The sequence below is a fragment of the Actinosynnema sp. NPDC091369 genome, from assembly GCF_044757065.1.
Classification (GTDB): Bacteria; Actinomycetota; Actinomycetes; order Mycobacteriales; family Pseudonocardiaceae; genus Actinosynnema.
In genome coordinates this window covers 740,105-756,359 of sequence record NZ_JBIVUG010000002.1, presented here as the reverse complement: position 1 = coordinate 756,359, position 16,255 = coordinate 740,105, and the positions used below count along the sequence as shown (strand labels likewise).

18 protein-coding genes are annotated in these 16,255 nt (G+C 69.0%); 9 read left to right on the top strand and 9 right to left on the bottom strand.

Translation table 11 applies throughout. The features are described from left to right. Positions 1-21: 21 nt before the first annotated feature. The gene (locus ACIQMJ_RS11555) at positions 22-1,161 is read left to right on the top strand and encodes a Gfo/Idh/MocA family protein (protein ID WP_499760874.1); all 1,140 of its coding nucleotides are present in this window, start codon (positions 22-24) and stop codon (positions 1,159-1,161) included. Continuing rightward, positions 1,158-2,162: a sugar phosphate isomerase/epimerase family protein gene (locus ACIQMJ_RS11550; RefSeq protein ID WP_499760873.1), complete on the top strand. Its 1,005-nt coding sequence runs from the start codon at positions 1,158-1,160 to the stop codon at positions 2,160-2,162. Before ACIQMJ_RS11555 ends, ACIQMJ_RS11550 begins: the two co-directional genes overlap by 4 nt. Here the strand turns inward: ACIQMJ_RS11550 and ACIQMJ_RS11545 are convergent. Both ACIQMJ_RS11545 and ACIQMJ_RS11540 read right to left on the bottom strand, forming a co-directional pair. Next, positions 2,146-2,571 (bottom strand): hypothetical protein, encoded by a 426-nt coding sequence (locus tag ACIQMJ_RS11545; RefSeq protein ID WP_499760872.1) that lies wholly within the window; start codon positions 2,569-2,571, stop codon positions 2,146-2,148. The genes ACIQMJ_RS11550 and ACIQMJ_RS11545 overlap by 17 nt on opposite strands. A gap of 243 nt (positions 2,572-2,814) precedes the next feature. Further along, entirely contained in the window at positions 2,815-3,573 is a 759-nt protein-coding gene (locus tag ACIQMJ_RS11540; RefSeq protein WP_499760871.1) for a hypothetical protein, read from the bottom strand. A gap of 77 nt (positions 3,574-3,650) precedes the next feature. Between ACIQMJ_RS11540 and ACIQMJ_RS11535 the strand changes: the two genes are divergently transcribed. Further along, positions 3,651-4,136: a hypothetical protein gene (locus ACIQMJ_RS11535; protein WP_499760870.1), complete on the top strand. Its 486-nt coding sequence runs from the start codon at positions 3,651-3,653 to the stop codon at positions 4,134-4,136. 524 nt (positions 4,137-4,660) lie between these two features. Here ACIQMJ_RS11535 and ACIQMJ_RS11530 read toward each other — a convergent pair. Genes ACIQMJ_RS11530 through ACIQMJ_RS11520 form a run of 3 tightly spaced genes read right to left on the bottom strand, consistent with a single transcriptional unit; the run spans position 4,661 to position 5,839 of the window. Then, positions 4,661-5,002, bottom strand: a complete 342-nt coding sequence (locus ACIQMJ_RS11530) for an RNA-binding protein (RefSeq protein ID WP_499760869.1) — start codon at positions 5,000-5,002, stop codon at positions 4,661-4,663. Then, positions 4,999-5,538: a bifunctional DNA primase/polymerase gene (locus ACIQMJ_RS11525; RefSeq protein ID WP_499760868.1), complete on the bottom strand. Its 540-nt coding sequence runs from the start codon at positions 5,536-5,538 to the stop codon at positions 4,999-5,001. Before ACIQMJ_RS11525 ends, ACIQMJ_RS11530 begins: the two co-directional genes overlap by 4 nt. Then, positions 5,474-5,839, bottom strand: coding sequence for a transcriptional regulator (locus ACIQMJ_RS11520; RefSeq protein WP_499760867.1), 366 nt, complete (start codon positions 5,837-5,839; stop codon positions 5,474-5,476). The genes ACIQMJ_RS11525 and ACIQMJ_RS11520 overlap by 65 nt, the downstream gene beginning before the upstream one ends. Before the next feature lie 318 nt (positions 5,840-6,157). Between ACIQMJ_RS11520 and ACIQMJ_RS11515 the strand changes: the two genes are divergently transcribed. Further along, complete coding sequence (locus ACIQMJ_RS11515; RefSeq protein ID WP_499760866.1) at positions 6,158-7,345, top strand: helix-turn-helix transcriptional regulator; 1,188 nt, start codon at positions 6,158-6,160, stop codon at positions 7,343-7,345. Positions 7,346-7,395: 50 nt separating this feature from the next. Then, a complete protein-coding gene (locus ACIQMJ_RS11510; RefSeq protein ID WP_499760865.1) occupies positions 7,396-8,268 on the top strand; it encodes a DMT family transporter in 873 nt (290 codons plus the stop codon). Between the two features lie 10 nt (positions 8,269-8,278). Here the strand turns inward: ACIQMJ_RS11510 and ACIQMJ_RS11505 are convergent, their stop codons facing one another. Further along, complete coding sequence (locus ACIQMJ_RS11505) at positions 8,279-9,172, bottom strand: DUF5677 domain-containing protein (RefSeq protein WP_499760864.1); 894 nt, start codon at positions 9,170-9,172, stop codon at positions 8,279-8,281. 70 nt (positions 9,173-9,242) lie between these two features. Here ACIQMJ_RS11505 and ACIQMJ_RS11500 point away from each other — a divergent pair, with 70 nt between their 5' ends. Both ACIQMJ_RS11500 and ACIQMJ_RS11495 read left to right on the top strand, forming a co-directional pair. After that, complete coding sequence (locus ACIQMJ_RS11500) at positions 9,243-9,455, top strand: hypothetical protein (protein ID WP_499760863.1); 213 nt, start codon at positions 9,243-9,245, stop codon at positions 9,453-9,455. A 337-nt stretch (positions 9,456-9,792) separates the two neighbouring features. Next, positions 9,793-10,224, top strand: a complete 432-nt coding sequence (locus ACIQMJ_RS11495) for an MmyB family transcriptional regulator (RefSeq protein WP_499760862.1) — start codon at positions 9,793-9,795, stop codon at positions 10,222-10,224. Here the strand turns inward: ACIQMJ_RS11495 and ACIQMJ_RS11490 are convergent. Continuing rightward, positions 10,214-11,383 carry a cytochrome P450 gene (locus tag ACIQMJ_RS11490; protein WP_499760861.1) on the bottom strand — a complete coding sequence of 390 codons (1,170 nt, stop codon included), beginning with the start codon at positions 11,381-11,383 and terminating at the stop codon, positions 10,214-10,216. The two genes, ACIQMJ_RS11495 and ACIQMJ_RS11490, sit on opposite strands and share 11 nt — an antisense overlap. 55 nt (positions 11,384-11,438) lie before the next feature. Between ACIQMJ_RS11490 and ACIQMJ_RS11485 the strand changes: the two genes are divergently transcribed. After that, positions 11,439-12,449 (top strand): hypothetical protein, encoded by a 1,011-nt coding sequence (locus ACIQMJ_RS11485; RefSeq protein ID WP_499760860.1) that lies wholly within the window; start codon positions 11,439-11,441, stop codon positions 12,447-12,449. Here ACIQMJ_RS11485 and ACIQMJ_RS11480 read toward each other — a convergent pair. After that, positions 12,446-13,261: an SAM-dependent methyltransferase gene (locus ACIQMJ_RS11480; protein ID WP_499760859.1), complete on the bottom strand. Its 816-nt coding sequence runs from the start codon at positions 13,259-13,261 to the stop codon at positions 12,446-12,448. The two genes, ACIQMJ_RS11485 and ACIQMJ_RS11480, sit on opposite strands and share 4 nt — an antisense overlap. Before the next feature lie 287 nt (positions 13,262-13,548). Between ACIQMJ_RS11480 and ACIQMJ_RS11475 the strand changes: the two genes are divergently transcribed. Next, entirely contained in the window at positions 13,549-15,177 is a 1,629-nt protein-coding gene (locus ACIQMJ_RS11475) for a serine/threonine-protein kinase (protein WP_499760858.1), read from the top strand. A gap of 78 nt (positions 15,178-15,255) precedes the next feature. Here the strand turns inward: ACIQMJ_RS11475 and ACIQMJ_RS11470 are convergent, their stop codons facing one another. Further along, the gene (locus tag ACIQMJ_RS11470; protein ID WP_499760857.1) at positions 15,256-16,197 is read right to left on the bottom strand and encodes a GNAT family N-acetyltransferase; all 942 of its coding nucleotides are present in this window, start codon (positions 16,195-16,197) and stop codon (positions 15,256-15,258) included. Positions 16,198-16,255 lie beyond the last annotated feature (58 nt).

The window sequence follows — 16,255 nt, the reverse complement described above, 5'->3', positions numbered from 1 at the left end:
ACCTGTCGCGAAAGGCTGCTGATGACGGAAGAGATCGGCGTGGGCATGGTCGGCCACGCGTTCATGGGCGCGGTGCACTCGCACGCCTGGCGCAGCGTCCACCGGTTCTTCGACGTGCCCCTGACGCCCCGCCTGGCCGTCCTCGGCGGCCGTGACCCGGTGCGCACCAAGGAAGCCGCGACCAAGTACGGCTGGGCGGCCGCGGAGACCGACTGGCGCGCGCTCGTCGCCCGGGACGACGTCCAGCTCGTCGACATCTGCACGCCCGGCGACACGCACGCCGAGATCGCGCTGGCCGCGCTGGCCGCGGGCAAGCACGTGCTGTGCGAGAAGCCGCTGGCCAACACGGTCGCCGAGGCCGAGGCGATGGCCGCGGCGGCGCAGGAGGCCGCGGCGCGCGGCGTCCGGTCGATGGTCGCGTTCAACTACCGGCGCGTGCCCGCGATCGCGCTGGCCCGCAGGCTGGTCGAGGAGGGCCGGATCGGCGAGGTCCGGCACGTGCGCGCGGTGTACCTGCAGGACTGGCTGTCCGACCCGGCGTCGCCGATGACGTGGCGGCTGCGCAAGGAGAAGGCCGGTTCGGGCGCGCTCGGCGACCTCGGCGCGCACATCGTGGACGCCGCCCAGTACGTCACCGGCGACCTGATCACCGGGGTCAGCGCCACCACCGAGACCTTCGTCCGCTCGCGGCCCGACGGCGACGGGGTCGGCGAGGTGACCGTGGACGACGCGGCCGTGTTCCTGGCCCGCTTCTCGTCCGGCGCGCTGGGCACGTTCGAGGCGACCCGCTACGCGCTGGGCCGCAAGAACGCGATGCGGCTGGAGGTCAACGGCACGCGCGGCAGCCTGGCGTTCGACTTCGAGTCGATGAACGAGCTGTCGGTGTACTCGGCCGACGACGGCCCGTCGGCCGGGTTCCGGCGGGTCCTGGTCACCGAGGCCGACCACCCGTACGTGGGCGCGTGGTGGCCGCCGGGCCACCTGCTCGGCTACGAGCACACGTTCACGCACGAGGCCGCGGACTTCCTGACGGCCATCGGCGAGGGCGTCGACCCGGCGCCGAGCTTCGCCGACGGGCTGCGGGTGCAGCGCGTGCTGGCGGCGGTGGAGGAGAGTGCCGGGCAGCAGTCGACGTGGACCACGATTGGAGACCTGCGATGAGCCGACCGGTCACCCTGTTCACCGGCCAGTGGGCCGACCTGCCGTTCGAGGAGGTGTGCCGGCTCGCCTCCGGGTGGGGCTACGACGGGCTGGAGATCGCCTGCGCCGGCGACCACTTCGAGGTGGACAAGGCGTTGGCGGACGACGACTACGTGCCCGCCAAGCGCGCGATGCTCAAGCAGTACGGGCTGGACGTGTGGACGATCTCCAACCACCTGGTCGGGCAGGCCGTGTGCGACGACCCGATCGACTTCCGGCACCAGGCGATCCTGCCGTCCCGGATCTGGGGCGACGGTGAGCCCGAGGGCGTGCGCCAACGCGCCGCCGCCGAGATGGCGGACACCGCGCGGGCGGCGGCACGGCTGGGCGTGGACACCGTCGTCGGGTTCACCGGGTCCTCGACCTGGAAGTACGTGGCGATGTTCCCGCCCGTGTCACAGGCCGTGATCGACGAGGGCTACGCCGACTTCGCCCGCCGCTGGAACCCGATCCTGGACGTGTTCGACGAGGTCGGGGTGCGGTTCGCGCACGAGGTGCACCCGTCGGAGATCGCCTACGACTACTGGACCACCCGCAAGGCGCTGGACGCGGTCGGCAACCGGCCCGCGTTCGGCCTGAACTGGGACCCGTCGCACTTCGTCTGGCAGGACCTCGACCCGGTCGGCTTCATCCTCGACTTCGCCGACCGGATCTACCACGTGGACTGCAAGGACACGAAGAAGCGCTTCGACGGCCGCAACGGCCGGCTCGGCTCGCACCTGGCGTGGGCCGACCCGCGTCGCGGCTGGGACTTCGTCTCCACCGGGCACGGCGACGTGCCGTGGGAGGAGTCGTTCCGGGCGTTGAACGCGATCGGCTACACCGGCCCCATCTCGGTCGAGTGGGAGGACGCCGGCATGGACCGGCTGCGCGGGGCGGAGGAGGCGGTCGGGTTCATCCGGCGGCACCTGTTCGACCCGCCCGCCGCGTCGTTCGACGCCGCGTTCAGCACGGGGGAGTGACCGGTCGGCGCCCGCCCCACCCGCGGGCGCCGACCTCCCACCGCAGGCCGAGGCGGTCGAGGAACCCGGCCGGGTCGACCACCTCCGCCGGCGCGCGCACGCCGCTCGGCGCGCCGGCGGTGACCAGGTCGCGCACCAGCCGCACGGCGATCCGCGCGGTCGTGCCGTACGGGTCCGCGCCCCGCACCTCGCCGTGCGCCTGACGTCCGTCGCGGCCGACGGCGTGCGCGGCCATCCGCCACTCGCTCGCCTCGCGCTGCGCGAGCGTCGGGCCGAACGCCATGGTCGCCAGTGCGTCGGCCGTGACCGAGGTGAACAGCGCCGCCACGTCCGGTTCGACCACGCCCTGCACGCGGCGCGCCCGCACGTGCCGCGGCACGGTGACGACGCCGGGCAGGGCGAACCGCACCTCCGCGACTCCGCAACCCCAAACATCGCCTCGATCCTGCGGACCCAGCTCTACGAACCGTCCGCAGGCGCACGCCGCGACGCGAAGGAAATGGTCTGGCAAGACCTACCGAACGAGTATGTCCGCAACCCAGACGGGTCTTTTATGGTCGATCCTTTTACAGGTGAACGTCTGCCTGTGCTCGATGTAAAGTATCACCCGGATGTTGCGCGAGGATACTGGGAGCAGGTTAATCCCTCATCGCTACCCAGCTACTTCCCGATTGGAGTCGACTTCCTGGGGAGGCCAAGGAAGTTGCACAAGCGATCGGAGTAATTCAGTGTCCGTAGGCGGCTCGTCGGCGCGCAGCACACGGCACAGCGCTTCACCAGTTGGAGTAAGCGCGTACCGCTTGTTTCCCGCTAAGCCGTGGTAAGTGATCGCCCAGACATTGTGGATGATGTTCAGCGACAGGAGCGATGAGAGCACAATATGGATCGGTCCTGCGAGGTGTGGTAGAAGCTCGATCAACTCTTCGGGGTCTGCGCCGTGATGCTCGGGCTTTGTATCTGCACGCGAAAACGTTGTCCGCTTCTCGGTGGCGACCATCACTTGCAGGTGCTCTTCTTCAAGCTGATCGAGCAGTCGGATGAGTATGTTTGCTGTCAACCTTTCGTTGTGGTCGGCGTAGACAGCACCAGCCATGATCGCAGAGCACATGAACTGCTTGGACTTGATCCGCGAACTTCGTGCCGCCTGCATCGCTCTATCCCATAGGTCAGCAAGCTCGTCGTCGCTGTCGAGCTTGGCCTTGAGTTCTTCGACCCGGATACCGAGACGAGCTATCGTGGCCTGCACCACCGCGGCTTCACGCTGGCGTTTTCGTTCCTCTACTGCATTCATCGCCTCTGTAAGGAAGCTGCCAACACCAGGTACCAGGCCGAAAGAACCTTTCACGACAGCCTTGCCGCCGAGCCCGGCGTCGTCGGTCCATCGCCGCTTCGGCACCTCTTCGTCAGCCATCGGCGCAGTCTAGCGCTGGCTCCAGCGGGTGAGCGAGCCTGCTGCAAGATAGAGCTTGTCAGGTCTACACTCCCCGCATGATCGTCGCCGCGTTTGTCGTTTCCGTGGTCGCACTACTTCTTTCGCTTGTCAGCATCATGTACACCCGCCAGCAAGCCCATGCCGGGAAACAAGTCGCCCGTATCGAAGCAGAGCGGCGGCTTGAAGAACGGACCCCGAAGTTCACCGCCTGGGTTGAGAGTATGGGCGGTTGGCAGCGGTTGTGGCTTCGCCTTGAGACCTCAGAACCACTCACAAGGTTGGTTTGTACGCTGGTCGAGGCCAAGGGCGTATCATTCACGCACAGCCAGAACGGCGTTGATCCGTCCTCGCCTGCGCCGATCAAGAACGCGTCATGGGACAAGGTACTTGAGCATGGCGAGTCGGCCTGTTGGAGTGTCGCCTTCGAAGACAACCGCACCGATAAGCCGACTCTTCGTATCCGCTGTTACGCCGAGGACGGTAGCGAGTGGTCAGTGACTATCTCCTTCGAAATTCCGATGAGCGGCGAACTTATGGCATGAAGGCTGGAATCAAGAGCGGTTGTCACCGCTCACCCCAGCGCGTACTGACCTACCCCCACCGCCGCAGCCCCTCAAGCAGCTGCCCCAGCAGCTCCGGATCACGCTGCACCCGCACCGGCTGTGCCGGGGCGGGTATGACCGTGTCCCGCCTCCGCTTCGGCAGTTCAGCCACTGAATCCGCGGTGGCCTGGGCACTCGTGCCGCCTGCTTGCTGCACCATCTCGTCCGTGATCCGGGGGAGTACGCCAGTCGGCCAAACGTCCTCCTCCCGGCTGTGCACCAGGCCGTCTACCCCAGTGTCCGAGTCTCGCCAGTTGAGCCGCAGTGGATGGCCTGCCTTCGCCTCCCGCTCCACCAGCTCGGCCACGGTCACCGACTGCGGTCCACGCCCGTGGTGTGCACCCACGGAGATACGTCCCTTTCGTCCAAGGGCGCCAGGAAGCCGTACGTCCCCACAGACAGACCGGAGGAGGTAGCCCTCACGCACGGGGCAACCTCCTCCGAATCGTCTGCTGCGCGTCGCTTTAGCCCTGATGCGCCGCAGTGGTTGTCTCGTCCAGCCACACCACGTGCACCCGTGAAACCCCCGTCGACCGTGAGGAGATCTCGAACAGCGTCCGGGCACGCTCCGCACTCTCGGAGTCCAGATGGAAGTCGCCTTCCACGGAGTTGACGTCGGCCCGGTCTTCGTAGGCCAGGCCGTAGCCCGCAACGCGGGCGTCTTCTCCTTCGCCGTACTCCTCCATGAGCGCGAACAGCCGTGGAGCTTCGGCCACTGCCAGCTCCCGCATGAGTCCGGTGAACTGCTCCGCGCTCCACGGCAGTCGGGTGATGGTCGGTGGCGTCCGTCCGGCCAGCTCAGTCACGCGCTCTTCCTCTTCTCGTAGCTCTGGATCAGGTCGGCCAGGGCGTCACCGGGCATCAGGCGGTTGCCCGCCTGTTCGGGGGTGACCAGCCAGATCACCGGCGTGGTCTCCGGTGCGCTGGGTGGCAGGGGCATCGGCATCCCGGCCTCCATGACCCGCGCCTCGTCGCTCATGAGCACCGAGGGCATCGGCGGTCGGACGAGGAAGTAGGCAATGGGCATGTTCGGGAAAGCCAGCACCGGCGTCGGCAGCCTCGAGAACCACGGATCATCCGCGAGCGTCATGACCCGTGACTCAGCCACCGCGAACGCACCCAACTCCGGACCGGTCACGGTGAAGACGTTGGGCTCGTGCAGACCAGGCGTTGACCACCACTCGCGCACCAGCTCGGCGTCGGTGGTCGCTGCCTCGATGGGGCGCAGGCACGGACTGGTTACGGGCAGCTCGTCCACCGGACTGGCGAAGTGGCCGTCATGCCAGATGGCTCCCGGTATCACGGGCCAGCCCAGTTCGGCGTAGGTCAGAGCGGCCTGCAAGGTCGTGGATGGTTCGGTGTTCGGCGTGCTGGTCGGCACTGCCTTGCCTTTCTGCTTGGGAATCTTCGGCGGAAGTGGAAGCGGGCACGACCTCGAACAGGTCGTGGAACTGCAACGGGAACAGGGCGACAAGAGCACCACCGATGAACGCCGGACCCGGCTGAAGCTCACCGCTCAGCACCCGTGCGACCGTGGAGCGGTTGACGTCCATCGACTTGGCCAGGGCGTAGTCCGAGCGGAAGCCTGCGAGTCGTGCGGCCTTGGTGAATAAGTCAATTCGCAGCCGGACGGTGTGCGGCATCCTGGCGTACCTGTCCTATGTGGACATGGACGTATGTCGGGGTGGCATGATCACTGCTCCCTTGCAGCGTTCGGTGTTGTCATCGGGTGGCCCAGCACCAGGCGGCGTGGGGACCACCGGGGACTTTGGGAGGCATCTCCACCGGGGGCTTGCCTGGCGCTGGGGCCGTGATCAAGGGTGGAATCTCCGAGGGGCGACAGACAGCGCCGCTGCAAGGCCGAGGTATCGCCCAAACGGGGCCAGCCTGGTGCAGCGCTACGCTTGACCAGGCAGAACCCGCGCCGCGGAATGCAGCAGCCAGCGCCAGGAGGTCACCCGATGGCAGTACGGCGGACCGGCTTTGTCCGTGCCCGGAAGGCCGCTGGGTTCACCCAGGAGTCGTTCGCGGAAGTCATGCACGTCGACCGCTCCACGGTGGCCCGCTGGGAGCAGGGCACCCGTGAGCCGCTGCCGTACCTGCGGCCGAAGCTGGCCCGGCTCCTGAAGATCACGATGAACGAGCTGGACGAGCTGCTGCACCCCGAGGTCGAAAGCGTTGCGGCGAAGCAACAGGCGATCCCGCCCGCAGTCGTGTTGCCCGCACCACGGGTGGTCCATGCCGAACTGCTGACGCAGTACGAGACGCTGACGAGCGCCTACCGCCAGATCGACTACCAGGCCGGTTCGGCAGCCGTGTACGAGCAGACTGTCTCCCAGCTCAACCGCCTTATGGGGATGGCTGACAACGTGCCGTCATCCCACTACCAGCGGTTCGCCTTGGTGCTCGGCGACACGGCGCAGCTTGCGGCCTGGCTGGCGATCGACCACCAGGACTACGGCGCAGCGCGGCGGTACACCTCGCTGGCCTTGTCCAGCGCGCAGGAAGGCGAGGATGCCCAGCTCCACGCCTACGTGCTGGGGATCATGAGCTACATCCACCTGCACGCGGGTCGAGGGCCGGATGCGGTACGCCTGCTGCTGGCCGCCCTCCACCTCGCCGAGAACCCACGCTTCGGCATCAGCCAAGCCGTCCATTCCTGGCTGTCCGAAGCCATCGGGGAGGCGTACGCCCTGGCTGGGGACCACCGAGCGGGAGCAGCAGCGCTGGCGAAGTCTGAGCGGTTGTTCGATGGCGTCGACCAAGCCGACGTACCGGCGTGGCTCGGGTTCTACAACGGCGCTGAGCACATCATGCGGTTGAAGGGTCGTTGTCTCGTGCGGCTGGGTGATGGTGTCGCTGCGGTCACCGCGCTGGAGGAAGCCGTCCAGGCGTTGCCTGTGCACTACGTCCGGGAACGCTCCGGCACGCTCATCGACTTGGCCATCGCTCGCCTGATGCCGTCACGCACCGGCCAGACCTCAGCCGTCGAACCTGAGGCGGCTGCCACTGCTGCGCTCGAAGCCTGGGAGCTGGCTGTCCAGACCGGTTCCGGCCGCAACCAACGCCGGGTGCGCGAGCTGCTGCCCCAGCTCCAGCCGTACCGGCAGTTCGGCGCTGTACGGACCCTGCTGGAGGCCGCCCCGTAGCATCGGCCCGTGCCGACTGGGAGTGAAGACCGCACCGGAAGCGCCAGGTGATGGACCGTAGGAACTGGCTGCTGCTCGGAACACTGTCCTTTCTGTGGGGCGCGGCCTACCTCGTTATCGCGGTGGCACTGCGAGGATTCCCGCCGGTAATTGTGGTGTTCGGGCGGGTCTTCCTCGCTGCGCTGGTTCTCGTACCACTGGCTATTCGCCGTGACGTCTTGCGGCCACTGCTGAAGCACCCGTGGTGGGTATTGGTAACCGTCCTCGTGCAGTCGACCGCACCTCTGCTCCTACTTACCTGTGGGCAGCAATGGCTATCCGCTGGCCTCACCGGTGTGCTCATTGGAGCGCAACCATTGTTCGTGGCGGCACTCGCTACCTGGTTCGCACCTGACGAGAAGCCCGAGGGTATCAGAGGAATCCTCGGGCTGGTCATGGGATTTGCTGGTATCGGGCTGCTGTTCGGGGTCGACATTGGCGGGAGTTCGCACCTGCTACTTGGTGGAATATTAGTTACCGCGGCTGCCTTGTGCTACGCCGCTGGCTCTATTCTGATCCACCGCAAGCTGAGCTTTGCCCAGCCGCTTGGTGTGGCGACATCGGCCATGATGGTGAGTAGCGCAGTAACCGCCGTTCCGGCCGTATTGCTGTTGCCGGACCACGCGCCGCCGGTAAGCAGCTCGATTGCTTTGGTGGTGCTCGGCGTGGTGTTCACAGCGCTGACGCTGACCGTGTTCTACGGGCTTATTGCACGAGCTGGACCAAGCAAGGCCACGTTGGCGTTCTACCTGTCGCCGGGCGTAACAGTAGTGCTTGGGTGGTTGCTGCTTGATGAGCAGGTGCAGTGGTCGACGGTAGTGGGACTGGCGGCGATTATTGCGGGGTCGGTGTTGGCGGCAGGGAGAGCGGAGGTGGGCGGGTGAAGAACGCTCGTTACGCCTGCTGGGAGCTTTGTAGCAATTTTTCGTGGGCTTCGTCCAGTCGAACGAGGCGCTCCATGAGGTCTTTGAGTGGGGTTTCGAGCTCCACAACGAGGCTCTGGTCACTGATACTCAGCAGTTTGCCGATACTTTGACCTGCTACGCCCACTGCAAGTATGGATGTGACGAGCGGCGCTTGCGGGCGGACCTCGTACTTGTCGAACTTCGGTTCGTATACACCATTCTCGCACGTCAGGTGATTTCGGTAGAGGTCGTTCCAGTCGCCGTGAGCCTCGACCGATCCCATACGGTATGACGAGTACGCCCGATCTCCGAGCAGCTTGATACGCTGCTCGACCGTTGGGTAGCCGATTTTCGATCTACCTGGAATGGTCGATACATCGCTGATGCCCGCCGCAGAAGCAGTCATTGCAATGGAACGCTGCATCCGGACTTCGATCGGTAGTACGATCCCATTTCGTTTCTGGATATTCGCCTGGATGAGGGTCAGTAGTTCCCGTTCAGGAATGAGACCGCTCATGACGTACTTGTCGTAACGCTCTCCCGTGCCATCGTCGTCAAGCAGGTACTGAAGTGTTGCCAGTGTTTCCAGCACTGAACGGTTGATGCTCATCTGCTGGAAAGACTCTTCAGCGACTAGTTCGCGTACCATGAGCCGCAATAGCTTCGCCAGTCGGACCAGCATGCCGCGATTAATGGCCAAGTTACGCTCAGTCGTCGGTGCGACGTGAGCGCTTGAAACCAAGACTATCCAGTGTGTCGTTTCACGGAGCAGATAAAAGCTTGCTTCCATGTGCGGTGCTTCGGACTTCGACTGCGCTAGCTGCTCCCAGTCTGGTTCGTATCTCTCTGGAAGCATGTCGCCAGCATCTTCGGTCATGGTCATCGGTCTAGTGTAAGCAGCGGCGAGTGTTCACGCCACCGATTTATTCGGGTCAAGTGTAGAATAGTTGGCTATGGCTTCACAGTGGCTCTATGCATATGGCAGTGGCGGCACGTTCGCGTGGACAGACAACGAGAAGGACTTTTACTTGGCCGGAAGCGGTGAGTATTGGGCCTGGCGCTCGGGTAACTGGCTGTATGCAACGAAGGACAAGGTGCTCGGCTGGTTCGATGGGAAAACGTTCTACGACCAGAGCACCGGGCGAGCTTTGTACTATTTCGAATGAAGGCAGTTCAAAAGGAACACGCCCGCCCGGGGAGGTAAGCGGACGTGTTCTGTCGCTACTGCTAGCTCGCTTTGTCTCGCCGCTGACGATGTTCCCGCAGTATTGTAGCCACACTCGTCCGCCCAATTCCGTACTTCTGGGCAAGCTCCATCCGTGTAGCCCCTGCCTCGAATGCGGCCACCAACTCGGCCACCTGGTCAGCACTCAGTCGGTTACTCAGCCTCCGCCGCGCAGGAGCGCGAGGCGTGGCCTTGACACTGAACGAAGGCTCATCTGCCTCAAGCGACTCCTGGACCTGCCGCACCGCTTCTTGCAGGTCATGCAGCAGGTCTGTTCGGTGCAAGTATTGATGCAGGAGGTCGACTCGTCCGCGCCGGACCGGCCGGATGAACGCCCGAACCTGACGCGGATGCTGTTCCTGGACGCGCACTACGCGGCGCTGCACCCGGACTGGCCGGTGACGGCGTCGTGCGCGGTGGCGTCCCTGCGCATCACGGCCGCGCGGCTGCCCGACGACGTGGGGCTGGCGGAGCTGGTCGGCGAGCTGACGATGAAGAGCGAGGCGTTCGCGTCGCTGTGGGCGAGCCACCCGGTGGCGAACCACGCGTTCGGCCCGAGACGGCTGTGCCACCCGGAGGTCGGCGAGCTGGAGCTGGAGCTGGAAACGGCGGAGCTCCAGGACGGGCACCACCTCGTCCTCTACAGCGCCCCCGAGGGCAGCCCGTCCCACAGCGCGCTGCAACTGCTCAAACTCGTGCCTACCAGGTGACCGGCAGGGAGCGCAGGCCGTAGATCGGGGCGTCGAACTTGAACTCGACGTCCTCGAACGGCACGGCCAGGCGCAGGTCCGGCAGGTCGGTCACCAGCGCGCGCAGCGCCACGCGCATCTCCAGGCGCGCCAACGAGTGCCCGATGCACTGGTGCACCCCGCTGCCGAACGCCAGGTGCGTCCGCGCGTCGCGCCGCAGGTCGAGGCGGTCCGGGTCGGGGAACGCGGCCGGGTCGCGGTTGGCGGCGAACAGGGACGCGATCACGCCCTCGCCCGCCGGGAGCGCCGTCCCGCCGACCACCGCGTCACCGGCCACCGCCCGCACCACCCCGTGGTGCACGGGGCTGAGGAACCGCAGCAGCTCCTCCACCGCGTCGTCGACCAGGTCCGGCGACGCGACCAGCGCCTCCCAGCAGGCCCGGTCCCGCTGCAACGCCAGCACGGACAGCGCGATCGAGTTCGCCGTGGTCTCGTGCCCGCCGACGAGCAGCAGCACGGTCATCCCGACCGCTTCCTCGTCGCTGAGCCCCGGGTCCCGCACCAACCGGCTGACCAGGTCGTCCGCGGGCGTGGCGCGGCGGGACCGGATCAGGTCCGCCAGGTACCCGTGCAGCTCGTCCAGCGCCGCCCGCACCTGCTCCGCCGACAACGACCGGTCCAGGTGCGCGCGGCTGCGGGTGGAGAAGAACCCCTGGTCGGCCACCGGCACGCCGAGCAGCAGGCAGATCACGTCCGACGGCACGGGCAGCGCGAACCCGCCCACCAGGTCCGCGGGCCGCGGCCCGGAGCGCAGCGCCGCCAACCGCTCCCGCGTGATCCGCTCCACCTCGGGCCGCAGCGCCGCCATCCGCCGCACGGTGAACTCGCCGGTCAGCATCCGCCGGTACCGGGTGTGCTCGGGCGGGTCGGTCACCAGGAAGCTCCCCGGCGCGGCCTTGCGGTCCACCACCGGCCGCAACTGCGGGAACCCCGGCGTGCTCGGGTCCGACGAGAACCGGCCGTGGTCGCGCAGCACCGCCCGCACGTCGTCGTACCGCGTCACGAGGTGCGCCCGCTGGCCGTGCCGCAACGACACCGGGCACACCGGCGCCTGCGCCCGCAGCGGCGCGAACTCCGCCGGCGGGTCGAACCCGGGACGGCGTGCGAACGGGTAGTCCATGGTGTCCGACACTATCGCCGCCGCACCGGTTGTCGACCGTGCGAACATCGTCGCCGTGAGCCGGTCGACCGACATCGGGGGCGGACTTCCGACGCCCGTGCTGGACTGGGCCCGCGCACAGGAGTGGGTGCGGCCGGCCACCCACCGGACCGGCCGGGTGGTGCTGACGGTCCTGCTCTGGCTGATCGCGCTGGTGATCGCGTTGAGCACGGCCGGTCTCGACCTCGCCGACCCCGTCGCGCCGGTCGTGCCGGCCACCCCCGTCGTGCTGGTCGCCCGTCCCCGCCTGGGGTGTGTCGTCGCTGTCGTCGCGGCGGTCCTCTTGGCGGTGTCCGGTGAACCGAAGGCGGTCGTCGTCCCGTTCGCCGTGCACGCCGCCTACTGCACGTACTCGCTGGTCCGGTTCCTGGTCGCCCGCGCACGCCAGCGGCGCGTGTTCGCCCGGCTCGCCGCGCCCGTGACGATCACGCTGCCCGAGGGCGATCCGGGCATGCGGCGCGCGGTGCGGCTGCGCGCGGGCACGATCTGGTCGACGCTGGTCGTCGCCGTGGTGCTCGCGGCGTGGGCGTGGCTGGGGGACCACCCGGCGCTGTGGCCTGCGGCGGGCGTGTCGGGGCTCGTCGGTGCGGCCCTGCTGGCCCGCCACAGCGCCGCGCGGCTCGCTCCACGCCGCATCCTCGGCGTCCCCGCGCCGGCCGCGCGGGTGATGATCCGCTTCGAGCAGGGGCACCGCGTGCTCGTGCACACCGCGGACCGGCACCGCGGCCCCGTGGCGTGGCTGCCGTTCGAGGGCGTCGTGCACGCACCGGAGGACGCGGACGCGCCCGACGTCCTCGCGGCCACCGCCTCGGCCGACCTGTACGACTCCACCCCGCCGCCGGACGAGCTGTTCCCGGCGACCGTCGTCGGCGACTTCCGGGCCGGCGGTTACGTCGTCGTCGTGACCGACCACGGCGTGCTGCTGCCCGACGGCCCCGTGCGCGTGGTGGTCGGTGAGTTGCCGGTCGACATCCCGGCCCCGCTGGTCGACGGTCGGCCGTGGTCGGGCTTGAAGCGCCCCGGCTAGGCGCTCGGCGGCGCGACGCGGCCGACCCCCGCGTACACGCCGTGCGTCATGTCGACCAGGTCCGCCACGCCGGGTTCGGGCCGCCACCGGGGCGCGTCCACGACACCCGGTTCGACGAGCTCCATGCCGTCGAACAGCGCCACGACCCGGTCGTGGGGCCGGAAGAACATGGGGTCGGGGCTGGCGGCCATCGCCGCGGTCACCTCGGCCATGCCCTCGGGGTCGTGGTCGGCGGTCAGGTGCGAGATGGCCACGTAGCCGCCGCGCGGCAGGGCGGCGCGGTAGCGGGCGACGAGCCCGGCGGGGTCCTCGTGGTCGGGGACGAAGTGGTGGACGGCGACCATCAGCAGCCCGACCGGCTCGTCGGTGTCCAGCAGGTCCCGCACCTCGGGCGCGGACAGCACGTCGTCGGGGTCGGTCAGGTCGGCCTGCACGACGTCGGTCCGCTCGTCGTCGCGGAGCAGCAGCCGGCTGTGCGCCACGGCGACGTCCTCGTGGTCGACGTACACGACCCGGGCGGTGGGGTCGGCGCGCTGGGCGATCTCGTGGACGTTGCCCACGGTCGGGATGCCGGAGCCCAGGTCGAGGAAGCGGGACACCCCCTGCCGGGCCATGAAGGTCACGGCGCGGCGCAGGAAAGCCCGGTTGGACCGGGCGATCTCGCGGGCGTTCGGTAACCGGCCGATGATGAGGTCCCCGAGCGCCCGGTCGCCGGCGAAGTGGTGGCCGCCGCCGAGGAGGTAGTCGTAGACCCGCGCGGCGGAGGGGCGTTCGGTGTCGACGTCCGCGGGCACCCAGTCGAGATCGGTCACGGTGTCCTCCTTCCGAGGCGGCCCAGCCTAGCCGGCGACGCCACCCGCCCGACCGCTGGTCGTTCCGGCGCAGCGGCCTGCCGCCGTTCGGCGGCAGCTCCACCCGGACCGTCCACACAGGACTGTCCGGTTCGGCGCGCCGAGTGGCACGCGGCTCACCTGCGTGATCGACCCGCGTGGTGAAGGGACAAACGGGCACTGGAAGTGTTACGACTGAAACGCACGTTCGAGTGGTAGCCCGATCGGGTACCCCGTCGCCGGACGTGCGCGCGACGTTGGGAGCACGGGTGGAGGACCGCACTATCGCAGGCCGGTACCGGCTGACGGAGAGGATCGGCACGGGTGGGATGGGGGTGGTGTGGCGCGCCGAGGACCAGCGGCTGCGCCGCGTCGTCGCGGTCAAGGAACTGCTGTCCCGCACCGGGTTCGACCAGGAGTCGATCGACCGGGCGGTCCGGGAGGGCCGCATCGCGGCCCGCCTGTCGCACCCCAACGTGATCGCGCTGTACGACGTGGTCGAGCACGACGGCCACCCGTGGCTGATCATGGAGTACCTGCCGTCCCGGAGCCTGGCCACGGTGATGACCGAGCGCGGCACGCTGCCGGCCGACGAGGTGGTCCGGCTGGGCACGCAGCTGGCCAACGGGCTCGCCGCCGCGCACGCGGCGGGGGTGATGCACCGGGACGTGAAGCCGGGCAACGTGCTGGTCACCGAGTTCGGCACGGTCAAGGTCACCGACTTCGGCACCTCGCGCGCGGCCGACGAGGCGACCGTCACCGCGTCCGGCATGCTCGTCGGCACCCCCGCCTACCTGGCCCCGGAGGTGGCGCGCGGCGGCAAGGGCGAGTTCCCGGCCGACGTGTTCGCCCTGGGCGCGACGCTCTACGCGGCGCTGGAGGGCACGCCGCCGTTCGGGGTGGACGGCAACACCATCGCCCTGCTGCACCGGGTCGCCGACGGCCGGTTCCCGCCGCCGCGCAACGCCGGGCCGCTGGAGCCGGTGCTGATGCGCCTGCTCGACCCGAACCCGGAGACCCGGCCGAGCATGGCCGAGGCGGCCGACATGCTGCGCGGCGTGCGGTTCGACGGTGCCGCGCCCGCCGTGCCGCCGAAGGCCGCGCCGACCGCGATCCTGGCCTCGCCGCTGGAACCCGTGCCCGACCCGGAGCCGGACCGCGCCGAGCCGCCGGCCGCCGCGAAGCCCGAGCCGGTCGAACCCGCGCCGGCTCCCGCGCAGCCGAAGCCCCAGCAGCCGGCGCCCCCCGCGCCGACGCCTCAACCGACGCCTCAGCCGACACCGCCTCAGGCGACGCCCGCCGACGCGACGCCGCGGCACGAGGAGAAGCGCGGCGACCGGAAGGCGCTGATCGCGCTCGCCGTGGTGGCCCTGATCGCCATCGCCGCCGTGGCGTACCTGCTCAACCGGGGTGGTGACGGCGGCTCGCCGTCGGCCGACTCCGGCACCACCAGCCAGACCACCGCCCAGCCCACGTCCGCCGCCGCCGGGGACCCGCCCGCGCAGACCACCACGGACCAGGCCGAGCCGACCACCACCACGACCACCGCGGCCCCGGAGCCGACCACCCAGGACACGACCCAGCCACCCGCCGAGGTCGGCCCGGACCAGGCGTTGAGCGACTACTACGGCCTGCTGCCGACCAACCTGGAGCCCGCCTACGCCCGCCTCACCGACGGCTTCAAGGCCGCGCGGGCCAAGACCTTCGCCGACTACCAGGGCTGGTGGGGTCAGATGAGCGCGGTGAGCGTCAGCAACGTGCGCGCCGTGGGCCCGGAGCAGGTGACGGCGACCGTGTCGTACACGTTCAAGGGCGGCGGCACGCAGTCCGAGAACCACCTGTACACGCTGGTCAAGGTCAACGGGCAGTGGATGATCGACGGGCAGCAGAACGCCTGACGGCGGGGGAGCCGATCGCCCGCCGCGCCGGGGGCCGGCGTCGTGAGCCGGCCGAGGGCCTGGCCCGACGCCCGGCCCTCACCCGAGGCGGGCCCGCCACACGTCGATGACCAGCACCGGCCGCATCCCCACCGACTCGTACAGGGTCAGCGCGGGCGTCGGGTTGTTCGAGTCGACGTGCAGGACCGTGCCGACCCGGCCGGCCGCCGCGTCCCGGTGGAACGCGTGCCCCAGCAGGTGCTTGGCCACCCCGCGACCCCGTGCCCCCGGCACCACGCCGAGGTGGCCGACGTACCCGCGGTTCTCGTCGGCGAACTGGTCGGTCCACGCCAGGAACCCGGCCGGCCGCCCGTCCAGCTCGGCCAGCCACAGGCCCGACCAGTCGAAGGTGGACCTGGCCTCCAGCTCGGCGTGCCACTGCCCGTAGGGCTTCGGCACGAACCCGAAGTGCCCGTCGAACGACGCGGTCCACACCTGGTGCGCGACCCGCCGCACGTCCTCGTCCAAGCCCTGCCGCAGCACCAGCCCCGGCACCGGCGGGGGAGGCGGCACGTCGCCGGTGTGGTCGATCCGCATCCGGTGGAACGTGGCCGCCGCCTCGAACCCCAGGGCGGCCACCCGCGCCCGCAGCGCCGTGTCGTCCCGGTAGACGCCCTGGTCCACGCTCACCTGCTCGTGCCCGCCTTCGCGCCCGATCTCCCGCGCCCGGTCCAGCACCCTGGTGAACAGCCAGTCCGCGACCGCCGGGTCGGCCGACACCACGTCCACGTCGACCTGGTCGCTGCCGCTCTTGCCGTTCGCGGTCGCGTACCCGACCGGCGCGCCCGCAGCGTCCAGCACCAGCCACGCGTCGCGCTCCAGGTCGAACCCCGGGCGGGACAGCTCGTCGCGCATCTCGTCCAGCGTGTAGTCGGCGAACCCGATCACCGCCGTGGTGCAGGCGTGCACCAGGCCGAGGATCGGCTCGGCGTCGTCCGGGCGCGGTGACCGGACGGTGAGGCCGGCGGGCAGGGCGTTCATGGCGCACATGGTGCGCCGCGCTCCGGGCCCTGTCGAACGGGTTTGCGCCGGGTTAGGG